General features: G+C 65.5%; 11 protein-coding genes. 4 read left to right on the forward strand and 7 right to left on the reverse strand.

Annotation, left to right across the window (positions count from 1 at the left end; genetic code table 11):
• Positions 1-130: 130 nt before the first annotated feature.
• Together DVH23_RS08830 and DVH23_RS08835 are read left to right on the forward strand one after the other, a co-directional pair.
• On the forward strand, positions 131-1,099 hold the full coding sequence (locus DVH23_RS08830; protein WP_114577083.1) for an endo-1,4-beta-xylanase: 969 nt from the start codon (positions 131-133) through the stop codon (positions 1,097-1,099).
• 69 nt (positions 1,100-1,168) lie between these two features.
• Positions 1,169-3,241, forward strand: coding sequence for an alpha-glucuronidase family glycosyl hydrolase (locus DVH23_RS08835; RefSeq protein WP_114577084.1), 2,073 nt, complete (start codon positions 1,169-1,171; stop codon positions 3,239-3,241).
• 123 nt (positions 3,242-3,364) lie between these two features.
• On the opposite strand, the gene DVH23_RS08840 is transcribed toward DVH23_RS08835, so the two are convergent.
• Positions 3,365-6,808, reverse strand: coding sequence for an endo-1,4-beta-xylanase (locus DVH23_RS08840; protein ID WP_114577085.1), 3,444 nt, complete (start codon positions 6,806-6,808; stop codon positions 3,365-3,367).
• 307 nt (positions 6,809-7,115) lie between these two features.
• On the opposite strand from DVH23_RS08840, the gene DVH23_RS24985 reads away from it, so the two are divergent.
• A complete protein-coding gene (locus DVH23_RS24985) occupies positions 7,116-7,244 on the forward strand; it encodes a hypothetical protein (RefSeq protein ID WP_255565233.1) in 129 nt (42 codons plus the stop codon).
• Between the two features lie 51 nt (positions 7,245-7,295).
• Positions 7,296-9,542, forward strand: a complete 2,247-nt coding sequence (locus DVH23_RS08845; RefSeq protein ID WP_114577086.1) for an NADP-dependent malic enzyme — start codon at positions 7,296-7,298, stop codon at positions 9,540-9,542.
• A gap of 22 nt (positions 9,543-9,564) precedes the next feature.
• On the opposite strand, the gene DVH23_RS25110 is transcribed toward DVH23_RS08845, so the two are convergent.
• From DVH23_RS25110 to DVH23_RS08880, 6 genes are all read right to left on the reverse strand, one after another.
• A complete protein-coding gene (locus DVH23_RS25110; RefSeq protein WP_304466117.1) occupies positions 9,565-10,692 on the reverse strand; it encodes a glycoside hydrolase family 11 protein in 1,128 nt (375 codons plus the stop codon).
• A 437-nt stretch (positions 10,693-11,129) separates the two neighbouring features.
• Positions 11,130-11,537, reverse strand: coding sequence for a hypothetical protein (locus tag DVH23_RS08855; RefSeq protein WP_157972362.1), 408 nt, complete (start codon positions 11,535-11,537; stop codon positions 11,130-11,132).
• Between the two features lie 149 nt (positions 11,538-11,686).
• Positions 11,687-12,619 carry a carbohydrate ABC transporter permease gene (locus DVH23_RS08860; protein WP_114577089.1) on the reverse strand — a complete coding sequence of 311 codons (933 nt, stop codon included), beginning with the start codon at positions 12,617-12,619 and terminating at the stop codon, positions 11,687-11,689.
• Position 12,620: 1 nt separating this feature from the next.
• Positions 12,621-13,592 (reverse strand): carbohydrate ABC transporter permease, encoded by a 972-nt coding sequence (locus tag DVH23_RS08865; RefSeq protein WP_114577090.1) that lies wholly within the window; start codon positions 13,590-13,592, stop codon positions 12,621-12,623.
• Positions 13,593-13,617: 25 nt separating this feature from the next.
• Positions 13,618-15,054 (reverse strand): ABC transporter substrate-binding protein, encoded by a 1,437-nt coding sequence (locus DVH23_RS08870; RefSeq protein WP_157972363.1) that lies wholly within the window; start codon positions 15,052-15,054, stop codon positions 13,618-13,620.
• Positions 15,055-15,155: 101 nt separating this feature from the next.
• A complete protein-coding gene (locus DVH23_RS08880; protein ID WP_114577092.1) occupies positions 15,156-16,304 on the reverse strand; it encodes an ABC transporter ATP-binding protein in 1,149 nt (382 codons plus the stop codon).
• Between the last annotated feature and the right edge of the window lie 138 nt (positions 16,305-16,442).

Consider the following 16,442-nt stretch of genomic DNA (forward strand, 5'->3'; position numbering starts at 1 on the left):
CCACCATCAGAGAACGTATTTTGTATATTGGAGAATATGGTTCAGTATAGTATTGCGGAGACGACTCCGGTCGTCGAGCGGGGAACCGCTACCCGTAGCTTTAGGTGCGGGATCAACCTGAAAGGAGACGATGGTCGATCAACCACTGCGCGAAATCGCCGACGAGCGCGACGTTCGAATCGGGGCCGCCCTGGCGCCCGGCAGCCTGCGGAGCGATCCGAGCTACTGGAAGCGCGCGAAAGACGAGTTCAACGCGGTCACGCCCGAGAACGCCCTGAAAATGGGGCCACTGCGCCCGTCGCCGAAGACCTACGACTTCACCGACGCCGACGCGATCGTGAACTTCGGCGCGGCCCACGACAAGTACGTCCGGGGACACACCCTCGTCTGGCACAACCAGAAGCCCGACTGGTTCGAGGCCTGGGAGCATACAGACGACCAGATCCGCACGTTCCTCAGAGACCACATCCACACCGTCGCGGGGCGCTACCGCGCGAAGATAGACGCCTGGGACGTCGTCAACGAGGCCGTCGCCGACGACGGAACCCTCCGGGAGACGGTCTGGTCGGAGGCCCTCGGCGAGGAGTATCTCGATCTCGCCTTCGAGTGGGCAAGCGAAGCTACCGACGCCGACCTCTACTACAACGACTACGGCGCCGACGCGGTCAACGAGAAGTCCGACGCGATCTACGACCTCCTCGAGGGCATGCTCGACCGGGGAGTTCCCGTCGATGGCGTCGGACTCCAGCTTCACGCCCTCGGGGACCATCCTGATCCCGAAAGCATCGCCGAGAACATCGAGCGGTTCCGCGAGCTGGGACTCGACGTCCAGATCACCGAGATGGACGTCGCCTTCCACCGGGGGGAGGTCCCCGACGACCCCCTCGAGGTCCAGGCCGACTACTACCGCGACGTCTTCGAGGCGTGTCTCGATGCGGGGTGTGAGACCATCGTCACCTGGGGCGTCGCCGACGCGAGCACGTGGCTCCGGGGCTTTGCGGACTTCCCCGAGCGCTACACCGGCGACCCGCTCCTGTTCGACGAACGCTACGACCCAAAACCCGCCTACGACGCCGTCCGAGCCGTCCTCGAGGACTGACCGGCCGGGCGTCGCGCTCAGAGCGAATCGAAGCGGAACGTTTTGGAACCCCCATACCGGAGGGCGAGTATGTTCGATTCCGAGTACGACGACTGCTGGCTCCGGTACGACCGCGCCGAGAGCGATCGGCTCGACACCTACCGCCGGCTCTGTACCCACGCCTACGTCTCCGACGCCGGCCCCGAACTCGTCGCCGTCCGCGAGGAACTCCGCCGGGGACTGGGGGGTCTGCTCGACCGCGAGCCCCACCTCTGGCACCACCCGCCGCGATCCGTCGAGGGCTTTCTCGCGATCGGCGGCCCCGAGGAGCTGCGCCCGATCAGCGAGACGGTCGATCCGGAGGAAGTACGAGCCCTCGACGACGACGGCTTTCTCATCCGGTCGGTCGAGTGGGAGGGCAGCCAGTGTACGGTGCTTACGGCACCCGCCGACGCCGGCCTCGTCTACGGCACCTTCCACCTGCTCCGGCTCATGAGCCTGGGCGAGCCGATCGACGACCTCGATATCGTCTCCGAACCCGCCAACGCCGAACGGATCGTCGACCACTGGGACAACCCCTTCCGCCGGAAGGTCGAGCGCGGCTACGCCGGCCCCTCGATCTTCGACTGGGAGCGCCTGCCCGACCTCGACGAACGCTACGCCGACTACGCCCGGCTGCTCGCCTCGGTGGGGATCAACGGGATCTCGGTCAACAACGTCAACACGAGGATTCCCTCCAGAGAGGGCGCCAACGACGCGACCTCGGAGTGGGAGGGCTGGCAACTCATCGAGAGCCGGAACCTCGAGAAGATCGCCGCGCTCGCCGGCGTCTTCCGACGCTACGGGATCGAGCTCTACCTCTCGGTGAACTTCGCCTCGCCGGTGTTGGCCGGCGATCTCGACACCGCCGACCCCGTAGAGCCCGAGGTCGCGGCGTGGTGGGAACGGAAAGCCACGGAGGTGTACGACCTGATCCCGGACTTCGGCGGGTTCGTCGTGAAAGCCGACTCGGAGGGCCAGCTCGGCCCCTACGATTACGACCGGGACCACGCCGAGGGCGCGAACGTCATCGCGGAGGCGTTAGCGCCCCACGGCGGCCGGCTCTGGTGGCGCGCGTTCGTCTACTCCGAGCACGACGACCGGGCGGTCCAGGCCTACGAGACGTTCGAACCCTTAGACGGAGAGTTCGCCGACAACGTCACCGTCCAGATCAAGAACGGCCCCATCGACTTCCAGCCCCGCGAGCCCGTCTCGACGCTGTTCGGCGCGATGCCCGACACCGATCTGGGCTGTGAGCTCCAGATCACCGGCGAGTACACCGGCCAGGGCGTCCACGCCTGTTATCTGGTACCCCAGTGGAAGGAGGTCCTCGACTTTGACACCCACGCCGACGGCCCCGATACACCCGTCAAGGAGTTGCTCGCCGACCGGGAGGGCCAGGGCATCACCGGCGTCGGCATCGTCGGCGACGACCCGAACTGGTTCGGTCACTACCTTCTGGGGTCGAACCTCTACGGCTTTGGCCGGCTCGCGTGGGATCCCGACCTCGGCTCGGAGGAGATCGCCGACGAGTGGACCCGACAGACGTTCGGCGCTGGCGACGCCGGGGAGACGATCCTCGAGATCCTCATGGAGTCCTGGCAGGCCTCGATCGACTACCACACCGGGGGGATCGGGCTGATGCACATGATGTACAACGGCGAGGCCGCCCTGGAGAACCACTATGATCCCGCCCCCGAGGAGTGGCCCGAGTACCACGGCGCGACCGAGGAGGGGATCGGCTACGACCGGACCGCCGCGGGAAGCGGCTACGCCGGCCAATACCGCGAGCCGATCGCCGACCGCTACGAGGACCCCGAGACCTGCCCCGAGGAACTCCTGCTCTTCTTCCATCACCTCCCCTGGGACCACGAACTCGAAGACGGCACCACGGTGGTCCAACGCCTCTACGACAACTGCTTTTCCGGCGTCGAGGCCGTCGAGGAGCTGCGGGATCGGTGGCAGGGTCTCGAGGGCGAGATCGACGAGCGCCGGTACCGCCACGTCGCCGAACGCTTCGACGAGCACGTCCTGCAGGCGAAGCGGTGGCGGGACACCCTCTGTGCCTTCTTCTACGAGCATTCAGGAATCGAGGACGAACACGGCCGACCACCGGCCGTCTGAACTCGACATCGGAATTCCGACGGCAACCACGAACGCGCTTTTCTCTTTCGATCCCAACCGTCGGTCGAAAACATGCGACCCACGAGACGGAGAACCGCCGTCCGGGACGCCGCGGACGAGCGGTCAGGAGACCGTGATCTCGACCTCGTGGGTGGTGGAGTGGTCCGTGTTGTCCGTCGCGGTCAGCGCCACGGTGTAGGTGCCCGTCTCGTCGTAGCGGTGCTCGACCCACCAGCCCGTCCCGGTGGTGCCGTCGCCGAACGTCCATTCGAGCGAGTCGATCCAGCGACCCTCGCCCGTGGCGTCCTCGACGTCGAACGTGATCCGCTCGCCGACGGCCGCCTCGGTCGTGCCCGGCTTCGCCCGCGCGAGGGGGCCGTCGAGATCCGCGACCCGCACGATCACCGTGTCGGTGGTCGTGCGGCCCTGATTGTCAGTCGCGGTCAGCGAGACGCGGTAGGAACCTGGGTCCTCGAACCGGTGGGCGGCCCACCAGCCCGTCTCGGCGGTTCCGTCGCCGAAGGACCACTCCAGCGAGTCGATCCAGCGGTCGTTGCCGGTGGTGTCCTGCACCTGGAACGTGAGGCGTTCGCCCACGGTCGCGTCGGTCGCGCTCGGCTTCTGGCGGGCGATCAGGTCGTGGTCGGCGTTCTCGACCGTGAAGGCGAATCCGAGGTCGGTCGTGATCCCCGCCGAATCGGTCGCGCTGGCTGCGAGGCGGCGCCGGCCGCGGGCGGTGAGCGTCCCGCCCGCCCACGAATCGCCGTCGAGGGTCACCGACCGCTCTGCGATCGCGCCCTCGTCGCTGACGGACACGTCGGCCTCGTGGGGCGCCTCGTACGTGCGGTCGGCCTGGAGGTCGTCGATCACGATCGAGGGGCCGGTCCGATCGACCGACTGGGCTCGTGAGAGCGAGACCGACGTGAGGTAGACGTAGAAGTTCGCCCCCGTCGGCGGGATCGTGATCCGAAGGTGGGTGGCGTCCTCCGGAATTCCCGACTCGACCGCGTAGCGCCACTCGGCGTAGTAGCCGTTGGAGTCGTTGGCGGGCGTCACGACCTCGTGGCTCGCGTCGACGGCCTCGAAGGAGTCGCCCTCGGCCGAGGCCTCGAGGACCAGGTCCTCGAACTCGCCCTGGTTAGTGGCCGAGTAGTTGACGCGCGCGGTCACGTCGAACGCGTCGAACCCGTTGGGGGCGCGGTAAGTCACCGAACTCGGCACCCCCGCGTCGCTCTTCTGGAACCAGCTGTCCTCCCCGAAGCCGGCGTCGCGGCTCCCGACCGTGACGTTCGCGTTCGAGTCGGTCTTCGAGAGGTCCGTCGCATCGTCTTCGAGTACCGTCTCGGACTCGTCGCCGTTGACCGTGATCGTCGCGCTCGCGGCCGCCGTGTCGCCGTAGGCGGTCGCGACCGCCGTGACGGTCGCCGTGCCGGTGTCGGCCGCGACGACGACGCCCTCGTCGTCGACGGTGAGGACGCTCGCGTCGTCCGTCTCGAACGACAAACTGTCGGCGCTGGCCTCGAGTTCCCGTCCGCGCTCGGTGACGAGCGTGACGCCGATGTCGGTGGTTTCGCCCGCCTCCAAGGTGTGCGTTGGGACGTCGAGTTCGACGTCGGCGACCGACGCGGGCGAGAGTTCGACGGTGGCCGACCCGTTCTCGTCGTCGACGGTCACCGTCGTGGCGCCGAGCGAGCCGTCCGCGCGCGCGGTGATCTCGTAGGTCCCTTTGAACCCGTCGGCCGCGTAGACGCCTCCGGACTCGGTCTCGCCCGAGACGTCGGTCCACCACTCGCCGAGTACGAGGTCCCGGTAGACCTCGCCGTGGGGCCGCAGCGACCAGTCGCTGTCGTAGTAGGCCGCGGTGGGGCGCCAGTGTTCGTCGGGCCAGAAGCCCCAGGACATCACGCCGTCGACGGCCTCGTGACTGAACGCCGCCGTCAGGACGTCCCGGACGTAGTCGGCCTGGGTCTCGACCTCGTTTTCGTTGCCCCGGTCGTTGATCTGGACGTCGAACTCGGTGAGCTGGAGGGGGACCCCGAACTCCGCGAACCGGTCGAACGTCGAGACCAGTTCCGACGGCGGCGTGAGGCTGCCGAGCGTGAAGTGGCTCATAAAGCCGATCCCCTCAACGTCCGCGCCGTTGTCCTGGAGCCAGCCGATGTGGTCGTAGTAGGAATCCGCGAGGTTCCCGTTGAGGATGTTGATCTCGTTGATATACATCCGGGAGTCGGGGACGGCTTCGTGGGCAGTCTCCCACCAGTCGAGGACGTACTCCCGCCCGATGTCCTCCCAGATCTCGGGGTAGAACAGGGGGTGGTTGTGCATGTCCCACTCCGGGAGCCGGCCCTCGAACTCGTCGGCGCGCTCGCGGATGAGCCGCTTTACCTCCTCGTTGATCGCGGCGGCCGACTGGTCCGAATCGATCCCCATCCAGTCGTAGGTCGACCACACCAGGGCGTGGCCCCGCGTGGGGATATCGCGCTCAGTCAGCCAGTCGATGGCCGCACGGGTGTTGTCCCGATCGAGGGACTCGCCGTACTCGCCCTCCCACGCCGGCACCTTCAGCCCGTTCTCGGGCACGGCCTTGTTGAAGTTCTCCAAGAACGTCTCGCGGTAGGTCTCGTTGCCGTCGGGGAACTGCGCGGCCGAGACCGCCGACCCGAAGTCGAAGGCGTGTTCCTGCATCGCCACGTCGACGGTCGCTCCCTCGACCGGATCGCCGTGTTCGTCGACCACGGTGACCTCGAGGTCGGTCGTCCGGATCTCCTCGATGCGCTGTTCGGCGGCGTCGCGCCACGCGGCGTCCTCGGCCCGTCCCGGGTAGTCGTAGTCGAACGAACTCGTCGGGAGGTCGCCGACCGCGACGTCCGTCCCGCCGTAGTCGACCAGCGCGAGGCCACCGAACTCGATGGTCTGTTCGCTATACCCCGTCCAGAACTCCGTGTAGGGCTGGAACGCCGAGCCGTCGGGTCTGGCGATGACCTCGATCGGGAAGTAGTAGCGCTGCCACTGCTGGCCCGGCGAGACCTGCACGGTCCCTTGGATCATGTTCTCGGAGTAGCCCGTCGAACCGTCCGGGTTGGTGTACTGCCACTTGAATCCCGCCTGGGTCTCGACGGGGTCGCCCGCGCTCGCGGTCCCGACGCCCCGGAGGTAGACCACCGCGAGCAGGACGTCCCCCTCCTCGAACGAGCGGTCCGGGACGTTCGCCCTGTACGTCGCGGCGTAGGGGTTCTCGGGGACCTCGGTCATCTCGACGCGGTCGGCCCGCGTGATCGGTACCTCCGCGTTCACGTCGACGACGGTCTCCGTGCCGCTTTCGGCCGGATCGAGCGCGAACGCCTCGAGGACGGCGTCCTCGCTCGTCCCGTAGACGAACTCTCCCTCCGGAAGCCCCTCCTCACCGGTGAGGGTGTCCCGGAGGGCCTGGTGGTACGAATCGAGGTCCTCCGAGTCGCTCTGTGCGACGGCCCGACCGGAGCCGACCGTCGCGCCGAGGCCGGCCGCCGCCATCGCCTGGAGGAACGAGCGCCGCTTGCGGTTCGAGTGAGTGTCGTTGTCGGTCATGGGTGTCGTTGGGAGCCGTGGGCGTCCCTATCAGCCGTGGGATACCCTATCGGTAACGCAGTTGGACAGTCAGGATCCGAAGTAATGTAACTATCGTTATTGACTGTCCGGGTCCGGCGGACCCGCATCGGGTCCCGGAGGGATATGGGCGCCGGCGGGCGCTCCCCGCCAAACCTCGTCGAGGTGGTCACCCGGCCAGAGAGAGTGCTCGAGGGGCGGGGGACCGAGTGCGGCCACACGATCCGGACCGTTGGACAGTATGGCGTCGATACACAGGCTTATTGTGCCCGGCGGAATGGCAGGGACCGTGAACTCGCAGCCTCGGCCATCCCGATCGACGTACCGCTGTCCGGACTGTGAAGGCGACCTCGCCGCGACCGACGGCACCTGGCGGTGTCGCGACTGTGGCTACGTTCCCAACCACGGGGCCGACTGATCGCCGATTCGAAACCGATCGAACCGAGTATCTCCAGCCCCACGAGCCCCCATGGACGAGGACGCCCTCGAGTATCACCGGACCGACCCGCCCGGAAAAGTAGAGATCTCGACGACGAAACCGACGAACACCCAGCGGGACCTCTCGCTTGCGTACTCGCCGGGCGTCGCCGCGCCCTGCCGGGAGATCGCCGACGACCCGCTGGCGGCCTACGAGTACACCGCGAAGGGGAATTTAGTGGGCGTGGTCTCGAACGGCTCCGCGGTGCTGGGACTCGGAGACATCGGTGCCCAGGCCGGAAAGCCCGTCATGGAGGGGAAAGGCGTGCTCTTCAAGCGCTTTGCCGACATCGACGTCTTCGACGTGGAACTCGACGAGGCCGACACTGACGCCTTCGTCCGGGCCGTCGCCGCGATGGAGCCGACGTTCGGCGGCGTCAATCTGGAGGACATCGCCGCGCCGGCCTGCTTCGAGATCGAGGAGCGCCTCCGCGACGAGATGTCGATCCCGGTGTTCCACGACGACCAGCACGGCACCGCGATCATCAGCGGCGCCGCCCTCGTAAACGCCGCCGACATCGCCGGCAAACGCCTCGAGGACGTGGACGTGACGATCGCCGGCGCGGGCGCGGCCGCCACCGCGACCGCCCGGTTCTACGTCTCGCTCGGCGTCCCCCGTGGGAACGTCACCATGGTCGACGAACACGGGGTCCTCACGACCGACCGGGCCGAGGCGGGCGAACTCAACGCCTACACCCGACCGTTCGCCCGCGAAACGGGCGGCGACCTCGCGGATGCAATGCGGGGAGCGGACGTCTTCGTGGGGCTGTCGGTGGGCGGGATCGTCAGCAAGGAGATGGTCCGGTCGATGGCCGAAGACCCGATCATCTTCGCGATGGCCAATCCGGATCCCGAGATCGGCTACGAGGAGGCCAAGGCCGCCCGCGACGATACGGTCATCATGGCCACCGGCCGCTCGGACTACCCCAACCAGGTCAACAACGTCCTGGGCTTTCCGTTCATCTTCCGGGGCGCCCTCGACGTCCGGGCCAGCGAAATCAACGAGGCAATGAAGGTCGCTGCCGCACGCGCACTCGCCGACCTCGCCCGCCGGGACGTCCCCGACGCGGTCGCCGAGGCCTACGGGACGGACTCGCTGCAGTTCGGCCCCGACTACATCCTCCCGAAACCGCTGGACTCGAGAGTCCTCTTCGAGGTCTCGACCGCCGTCGCGCGAGCGGCCATCGAGAGCGGGACCGCGCGCCGGGAGCCCGACCTCGAGGCCTACCGCGAGAGCCTCGAGGCCCGCGTCGGCAAGGCCAGGGAGCTCATGCGGGTCGTGATGAACAAGGCAGCGACCGACCCCAAGCGGGTCGTCTTCGCCGAGGGCGCCCACGAGAAGACGATCCGGGCGGCCGCCCGCCTCGAGGAGGAGGGGATCGCCCGCCCCCTCCTCGTGGGCGAGCGCGACCGGATCGAGGCCATCGTCGCCGACCGGGGCCTCTCGGTCGACCCGGAGGTCGTCGACCCCGGACCCGACGACCTCGAGGGGTACGCCGACCGCCTCTACGAGACACGAAAGCGCAAGGGGCTCACCCGGCGGGAGGCCCGCGAGCAGGTCGAATCGGATCCGAACACGCTCGCGAGCCTGCTCGTCGAGAGCGACGACGCCGACGCGATGCTGACGGGGCTGACCCACCACTACCCAACGGCGCTCCGGCGTCCCCTCCAGATCGTCGGCACCGCGCCGGACGCGGAGTACGCCGCCGGCGTCTACCTGCTCGCGATCGACGACCGGATCGTCTTCTGTGCGGACGCGACGGTCAACCAGGACCCCGACGAGGAGGTGCTCGCGGAGGTCGCCCGCCACACCGCCGACCTCGCCCGCCGGTTCGACGTCGATCCGCGGGTCGCCCTGCTCTCGTATTCGGACTTCGGCAGCGTCGACAACGCGGGCACCCGCAAACCCCGCGAGGCCGCCCGCCGGCTCCGGGAGGATCCCGACGCGGGGTTCCCAGTCGACGGCGAAATGCAGGCCGATACCGCCGTCCTCTCCAATCTCCTCACCGAGTCGTATCCCTTTACCGACCTGGACGAACCCGCGAACGTGCTCGTCTTCCCGAACCTCGAGGCGGGCAACATCGGCTACAAGCTCCTCCAGCGCCTCGGCGGCGCGGAGGCGATCGGGCCAATGTTAGTCGGGATGGCAGAGCCGGTCCACGTCCTCCAGCGCGACGATGACGTCGCCGACATCGTCAACTTAGCGAGCGTCGCGGTCGTCGACGCACAGGAAGAATAGCGCCGCGCTTCACGGGACTCGATCAGACCGAGTCGAACGTCCAGAGCTGGTTGGCGCCGCCGTGCCAGTCGTACTGGTGGACGTTCGCGCCGTCGTCGGTCGAGGAGTTCTCGACGTCCACTGCCTTCTCGCTGTGGACCGGCTGGACGTGATACTCGCCGCCGCCCTGATCGTGGAGGTAAAAGCGCTGGTTGTCGCTACCGCCGTCGGAATACTGCTGGACGTTCGCGCCGTCCTCGGTCGACCCGTCGGCGACGTCGAGCACCTTCCCGCTGTTGACGTTCTCGATCCGGTAGACGCCGTTGCCGGTGTCCTCGACGGACCACTGCTGGTTCGAGCCGCCGCCGTCGGAGTACTGCTGGACGTTGGCGCCGTCCTCCGTCGACCCGTTGGCGACGTCGAGTACCTTCCCGCTGTTGACGTTCTGGATGCTATAGGTGCCGTTCGCGACCGAACCGGAGGAGCCGCCACCTCCATCGTCGCCGCCGTCGTCGCCTCCGCCGCCTCCACCGCCACCGCCGCCGCCGGAGCTCCCGACGGTGACGCTGGCGCTCCCGCTGCTCTCGTAGCCCTCGGTGGCCAGGATCTGGTAGTCGTGGCTCCCCATGTCCATGCCGTTGCTCTGCCAGGCGTCGAAGTGGTTTCCGGCGGTGATCGTCCCGCCGGAACGCGTGTTCTGCCGAACGCTCCAGTACTGCGGGAACGTCGCCTCACCTTCGATGGAGGGCTTGTTCTCCCGAAGCGACTCGTAGATGTCGTAGGTCCCACCATCGGTGTTGACGGTCCCCTTGTAGTCGTGCTCGGGCCGGTAGCTGCCGTGGTTTTCGATGACGTAATACTCGACCAGCGGGTCCGTCGTCCACCCGTAGAGGCACAGGTAGGAGTTGCCCGACGGATTGTACGAGGCCGAGTAGTCGACGTTTCTGGCCGCGCCGGTCTCCCAGCCCTTGCCACAGACGAAGTTCCCCGTATCGGTCCACTCGACGCTGTAGTTGCCCCCGGACCCCAGGTCCATGGTGACCGTCCCCTCGGAGTCGGTCCAGAACGAGTAGAAGTAGCCGCCGTCGTTGCCGGTCTGGTTTTCGGAGATGGCGGCGGCGGGGGTCGCCACGGCACCGATGCCGAGGCCGGTCGCCGCGGCGGTCGACACCGCCTTCAGATATCCTCGTCGACCGACCGAATTCGGAGAGGAGGATCCGGATTCGGCCGGCCGATCGCCGTCCGTTTCGAAGTCGGCCAGGTTCTTCGCCGCTGCGGTGGGATCGTTACGTCTCTCTGCCGTGCTTCCTTCATTGCTATTAGTCATAGCCAACAGAAATAGTACCAATAAGATCTATAATTATAAAGGTTTCCGTGAATGTAGTTCCAGTCTAGAGGTCGTGACGAAAACGGCCACGAGACGCGACGGACCATCGGAACCAGACATCGAAACCCCCTGGCCGAACGTGGCTGGCGGACGGGAAACGTCGTCGCGAGCGAGGTGAAAACCTCGCTCGCCGACCGCTCGGCCGATCCGTCATTGCCGAGGACGCCGTTGATGGCGACTCCGCTGACAGCACGGGGTAGTCGGAGACGACTCGTCGCTCATCACTCGATGTCGGTCCGGTCGATCAGTTCGGCCCATAGACGGTCGGCACCGCCGTAAAACGTGAGCCAGGCCGTAATCGAGAACGCGACGGCCGCGGCGAGGAACGTCGCGCCCGTCGCGACCGGTCCACTCGCGCCGAACGCAACGACCGAGAGCACCATCAACACGCCCGCCGTCACCAGAAACGAGAGCAGGTAGACCGCAAACCGGAGGTAGCCGTTCGTGGCCGTCCAGTAGGTCCACCGCCGTCGAACCATCACGTAGACCGCCGGAACGAACACGAGGGTGAGACCGACGACGTGTCTGAGTTCCTGACCGCTCGTCGTGGCAGGGACGAGCGTTCCGGCGATCGATCCGGCCAGGAGACCGAGCCCGATCGCCCAGGAGAGCGCCAGTGCCCGGCTCATCGAGGACACCACCTACCGACGGACTGGGAGGCTCGTTCGACCGGGGGTGGGACACGGGTCATCGGTGGCCACGTCGGTTCGTGGGGGCCTAAGCGTTTCGAGGGGGAGGACGAAGACGTCGCAGGCAGCGACGACGGAGGACGCGGTGGTCAGTTGTCCGAGGCCAGTCCCTCGGCGAACTGTTCGGCGAACAGGACGTAGATGATGATCGTCGGCAACGCGGCGACGAACGCACCCGCCATTCGCAGACCGAAATCGACTCCCGAGAGGTCACTGCCCAGTCCCGAGAGGACAAGCGTCACCGTCGCGGCGGGGCTGTTCGAGCTCCCGATGAGCGTCAGGGAGAACAGGAACTCGTTCCAGATCATCGTGAACTGGTAGATGAAGACGACACCGATCATCGGCTTCGACAGCGGGAGCACGATGTCGCGGTAGATGCTGGTGATGCTCGCGCCGTCGATCTTGGCGGCCTCGACGAGTTCGTCCGAGAGCGCGACGTAGTAGCCCCGGAACAGGAGCATACAGATCGGGATTCCGTAGACAACGTGGGTCACCGTTACCGCGAACAGCCGGGAGTGCCGTTCCGTGAAAAAGGGCAGGTCCCCCAGGAACGCCATGGTCCCGTCGACCGCGAAGATGTTGATCCAGAAGTCAGACAGCGGCACCAGGACCGCCTGGTAGGGGATGAAGATGCCGAACATGAACAACACGAGCACCGCAAAACGGGCCCGCCTGTGCCAGTCGACGAGCGTGAGGCCGTAGGCCGCGGTGCTTCCCAGGGCGACACACAGGATCGTCGAGGGAATCGTCATGATGAAGCTATTTATAAGTCCAGTCGACAGGTAGTCGATCGCAGTGGTCCACTTCTCGAGGGTAAACCCCTCCGTCCCCGGCGGGACGAACGGGGTCGTGCCCGTCACCGCGCCGGTGGTCTTGAACGCGGTCACCAGTCCGGTCCAGATCGGCGAAATGAAGAAGACGAAAAACAGCATGACCAGGATCGAAAGCCCGATCTTCGAGTAGTCGAGCGCCGGCAGCATCCGGGCGATGCTTTCGCCCCGGGAGGTGGTTGGTTTGCTCATCTCAGAGGCTCCCCTGTTTGTACTGGTAGTAGAGGTACGGTGCGATGATCGCGAGTGACATCACGAGCAGGATCGACGCAATGGCCGCCGAATACGCCCAATTCTGGAGTTGAAACGCCTCCCGGACCATGAGCGTTGCGAGGATGTCGGTCGCCTGTGGAACCCGGTACTGCCCGAACATCGAGTAGAGGAAGGTGAAGGCCTTGAGCGCAAAGATCATCAGGATGACGGCCGCGCTGACCGAGGAGGACTTCAGCTGTGGGATGATGACGTCCCAGTACATCTCGAGGGTGTTCGCACCGTCGACTTTCGCCGCCTCGAACTGGTCGTCCGGCATCGACTGCAGGCCGGCGAGGAAGACGACCATCGCGTACCCGCTGAACTGCCAGATGAGCGCGAAAATGACCGCACTCAACACGAGGTCCGGATTCCCGATCCAGTTGTAGGGACCGAGCCCGAACACGCCCACCACGGTGTTTACGAGGCCGTTGTTGACGTTGTACATCCAGAGCCAGAACTGGGCGGTCACGACGAACGACAGCGCCATCGGTAACAGGTAGATCGTCTGGATCTTCTCGCGGAACCTGATGTCCCGATCCAGCATGATCGCCAGGAACAGCCCGAGGATCATCGTGATCGTCGTGAAGGCGATCATCAGAACGAACGTGTTCTTCGTCGTGACGAACACGGCGGGGTCCTGGAGGGCCTGGGCGTACATCTCCAGGTCCAGATCCCCCAGATCCGGTGGCTGGCCGAACCCCTCGTAGTCGGTCAGCGAGATGAGCGTGTTCCAGCCGATTCCGCCATAAACCCCGAATCCCATGATGAGAAACGGGACGAACCAGTACGGTAGGCCACGAACGAAGTCGCTCTTGGAAAAGCGGCGTATCCTGCCGTGCCAGTCGTCCCCGGCGCCGCGGTGGGCAGCGGCTCGAGATCCGGAAACCGTCTCGGTTTCTCCCGTATCTGCCATAGTGTATGAGTCAGCAGCCTCGGCGTTAGTTGAAAATATTGATTAGCCCGTCGGCCGCACTTTCGGCATTGTACGGACCCATGAAGTTGTTGGCGAAGACTTCCTTGCACTGGTCGAGTTCCTCGGGCGTACACGCGAGCCCGTGTGCGAGCGTCGGCGGGAACTGCTCGTAGTTGTTCAGGTGCTCGACGTTCATATTGAGGAACGCATCGAGTTCGCCTCCGTCGATGTCCGTCCGGAGCGGGATCGAACCTTTTAGGTTATTGAATCTTATCTGCAGTTCCGGATCACCGATGAGTTCGGCGAACGCTCTCGATTTGACCGGCGCGTTGCCGTCTTGGGGGAACATGAACGAATCGAGGTGCCAGACGTACATGTCCTGGGTGCCCGGGAACGGAAGCCAGCCCCAGTCCTCCTCGTACTCGAAGTCGTCGGCGTTCCTGTACATCCCCGCCGCCCAGTTGCCCATCGTGAAGAACGCAGCCTCGCCGTTGATGAGTTTGTCGTTGGCCTCCGGGAAACTGAGCGTCGCGCGGTCCTCGTTGGTGTTGGTCTCGACGAAGTCCTGGGTCTTCTCGAGTGCGCTGACCATGGCCTCCCGATCGGCGTCCCCCTCGAGCCACGCCTCGTAGGCGTCCTGGCCCTCCGTCCCGAGCATGATCTGGGCCCAGTACTGGAGGTTCGTCCACGGTGCGATGGTCGTGGTCGTCACCGGGAGGTAGTCCGTCTCGTCGGCGATGGTCTGGCGAGCCTCCACGAAGGAGTCCCAATCGGTGACGTCGTCGGGACTCACGCCGGCCTCGTCCAAGACGTTGACGTTGTAAAACAGGTTGTTGAGCCGATGTGATCCGAGCGGCACCGCCCGGTATTCGTCGTTCATCTGGCAGGCCTCGAGGGCCTTCGGATGCATGACGTCCTCCCACTCGTTTTCCTCGTAGAGGTCCGAAAGGCTGGCGAGGGTCCCCCCGTACTGAGTCATGTTCAGGCCGGGCCATCCGGCGAAGGCGTCCGGCGGGTTCCGGTTCGCAAGCCGTCGGGCGACGGTTGCGTTGAGGTTCTCGTTGGCGTCGCCGCCGATCGGCTCGATCTGGTGTTCCCAATCCGGGTGGCGCTCCTCCCACATCGAAACGATCTCCTCGGCCGCCGCGGCACCGTCGCCGCCGGTCCAGCCGTGGAGGGCCTCCATCGCATTGTCGGTCGGCGACTGCTCGCTTTCGTTACCGTTGCCGTTACCGTTTCCACTGTCGTTACCGTTGCCGTTTCCATTTCCGTTGCCGTTGCCGTTCCCATTCCCATTGCCGTTGCCGTTTCCATTACCGTTGCCGTTCCCATTGCCGTTGCCACCATCGCCGCCGAGACAACCGGCCAGCACCAAGCCGACGCCGGCCCCGCTCGTCGCTAGTAGCTTCCGTCGGGTCGTGTCGGTGATTCCCCCCTTCCCTGACTCGCGTTGACGCGACATGAGTTATACTATACCGTACATCATACTTAATCGTTCTTATTTTCCGCAAGAGAGGAAAGTCGTTCCGACGCCTCGAGGCCACACACCGGGAGAAATCGAGGCTAGACCGCTTCAGGGTTCTCGATATGAGCCTCGTCCTCAAGACGGCGGTTTCGAAGTGCCTCGCCGCTCTCGGCGTCGAAGAGGTGAATCGATTCCTCGGGGAACGACACGCCGACCGTCTCACCCTCCTTGAGGCGGCGCATGCCCTCGATAGAGGCGACGAAGTCCGTATCGTTCGTCGTGTCCGCAAACTGCATGTGAACGGCGTTTTCGTCTCCGTAGGGCTCCACGACGTTGATGGAGGCTTCGAACGCATCCGGTTCGTCGGTCGATTCCGTGATCACGACGTCCTCCGGCCGGATACCGAGAACCAATTCTTCGGTGCCGGAGACGGACTCGCGACTCTCCTCGGAGAGCGAGACCTCGAAGCCGTCGCCGACGAGGCGGTCGTCCGCTACGGTGACGTCGAAGAAGTTCATCGATGGCTCGCCGATGAACCCGGCGACGAACACGTTCTCGGGCTGGTGATAGCATTCGAGAGGGGTTCCGACCTGCTGGAGTTCGCCGGCGTTCAGAATAGCGATCCGGTCGGACATCGACATGGCCTCCGTCTGGTCGTGGGTCACGTAGATCGTCGTCGTCCCTAGCTCGTCCTGGAGCTGCTGGAGTTCCGTACGCATCTGGGCACGGAGCTTCGCGTCGAGATTGGCAAGCGGTTCGTCCAGCAGGAACACCTCCGGATCGCGGACGATGGCCCGGCCGAGCGCGACACGCTGTTGTTGGCCGCCGGATAGCTCTCCGGGCTTTCGGTCGAGGAGATCGACGATGTCGAGAGTGTCGGCCGCGGTTCGGACTCGGTTGTCAATCTCGTCGTCGGAGAGGTCGGTCGACTTCTGGAGGCCGTACGCCATGTTCCCTCGGACGCTCATGTGCGGGTAGAGCGCGTAGGACTGGAACACCATCGCGATGTCCCGTTCCTGTGGCGTCAGGTGCTGGATCTCTCGATCGCCGAGGACGATCGTACCACCCGTCGGCGATTCGAGCCCGGCCACCATCCGCAGCGTCGTCGATTTCCCACACCCCGACGGCCCCACCAGAACGAGAAACTCCCCGTCCCGTATCTCCAGATCGAGTTCGTCAACCGCGACGATCTCGTCATTGCCGTCGCTGAACGTTTTCGTCGTTCGGTTGAACGAGAGAGCTGCCATGGTGTTGCATACCTCGACGGCTCCATATAATCTTTGGCCTCGAGGTCCACGCTACGTAATCGCACAGGGGGGCGGACCCGAGAACAGAAGCGAAAGCGATCCCCGCCCCTTCCCGTAGCTATTTACCGCCGTCGCTGG

It is taken from the genome of Saliphagus sp. LR7 (assembly GCF_003344565.1).
In the GTDB taxonomy this organism is placed as follows: domain Archaea; phylum Halobacteriota; class Halobacteria; order Halobacteriales; family Natrialbaceae; genus Saliphagus; species Saliphagus infecundisoli.

Coding starts and splice junctions, on each gene's coding strand:
- DVH23_RS08835 (WP_114577084.1), top strand. CDS start 1,169: ATGTTCGATTCCGAGTACGACGACTGCTGGCTCCGGTACGACCGCGCC.
- DVH23_RS08865 (WP_114577090.1), bottom strand. CDS start 13,592: ATGGCAGATACGGGAGAAACCGAGACGGTTTCCGGATCTCGAGCCGCT.
- DVH23_RS08860 (WP_114577089.1), bottom strand. CDS start 12,619: ATGAGCAAACCAACCACCTCCCGGGGCGAAAGCATCGCCCGGATGCTG.
- DVH23_RS08870 (WP_157972363.1), bottom strand. CDS start 15,054: ATGTCGCGTCAACGCGAGTCAGGGAAGGGGGGAATCACCGACACGACC.
- DVH23_RS08880 (WP_114577092.1), bottom strand. CDS start 16,304: ATGGCAGCTCTCTCGTTCAACCGAACGACGAAAACGTTCAGCGACGGC.
- DVH23_RS08845 (WP_114577086.1), top strand. CDS start 7,296: ATGGACGAGGACGCCCTCGAGTATCACCGGACCGACCCGCCCGGAAAA.
- DVH23_RS08830 (WP_114577083.1), top strand. CDS start 131: ATGGTCGATCAACCACTGCGCGAAATCGCCGACGAGCGCGACGTTCGA.
- DVH23_RS08840 (WP_114577085.1), bottom strand. CDS start 6,808: ATGACCGACAACGACACTCACTCGAACCGCAAGCGGCGCTCGTTCCTC.
- DVH23_RS08855 (WP_157972362.1), bottom strand. CDS start 11,537: ATGAGCCGGGCACTGGCGCTCTCCTGGGCGATCGGGCTCGGTCTCCTG.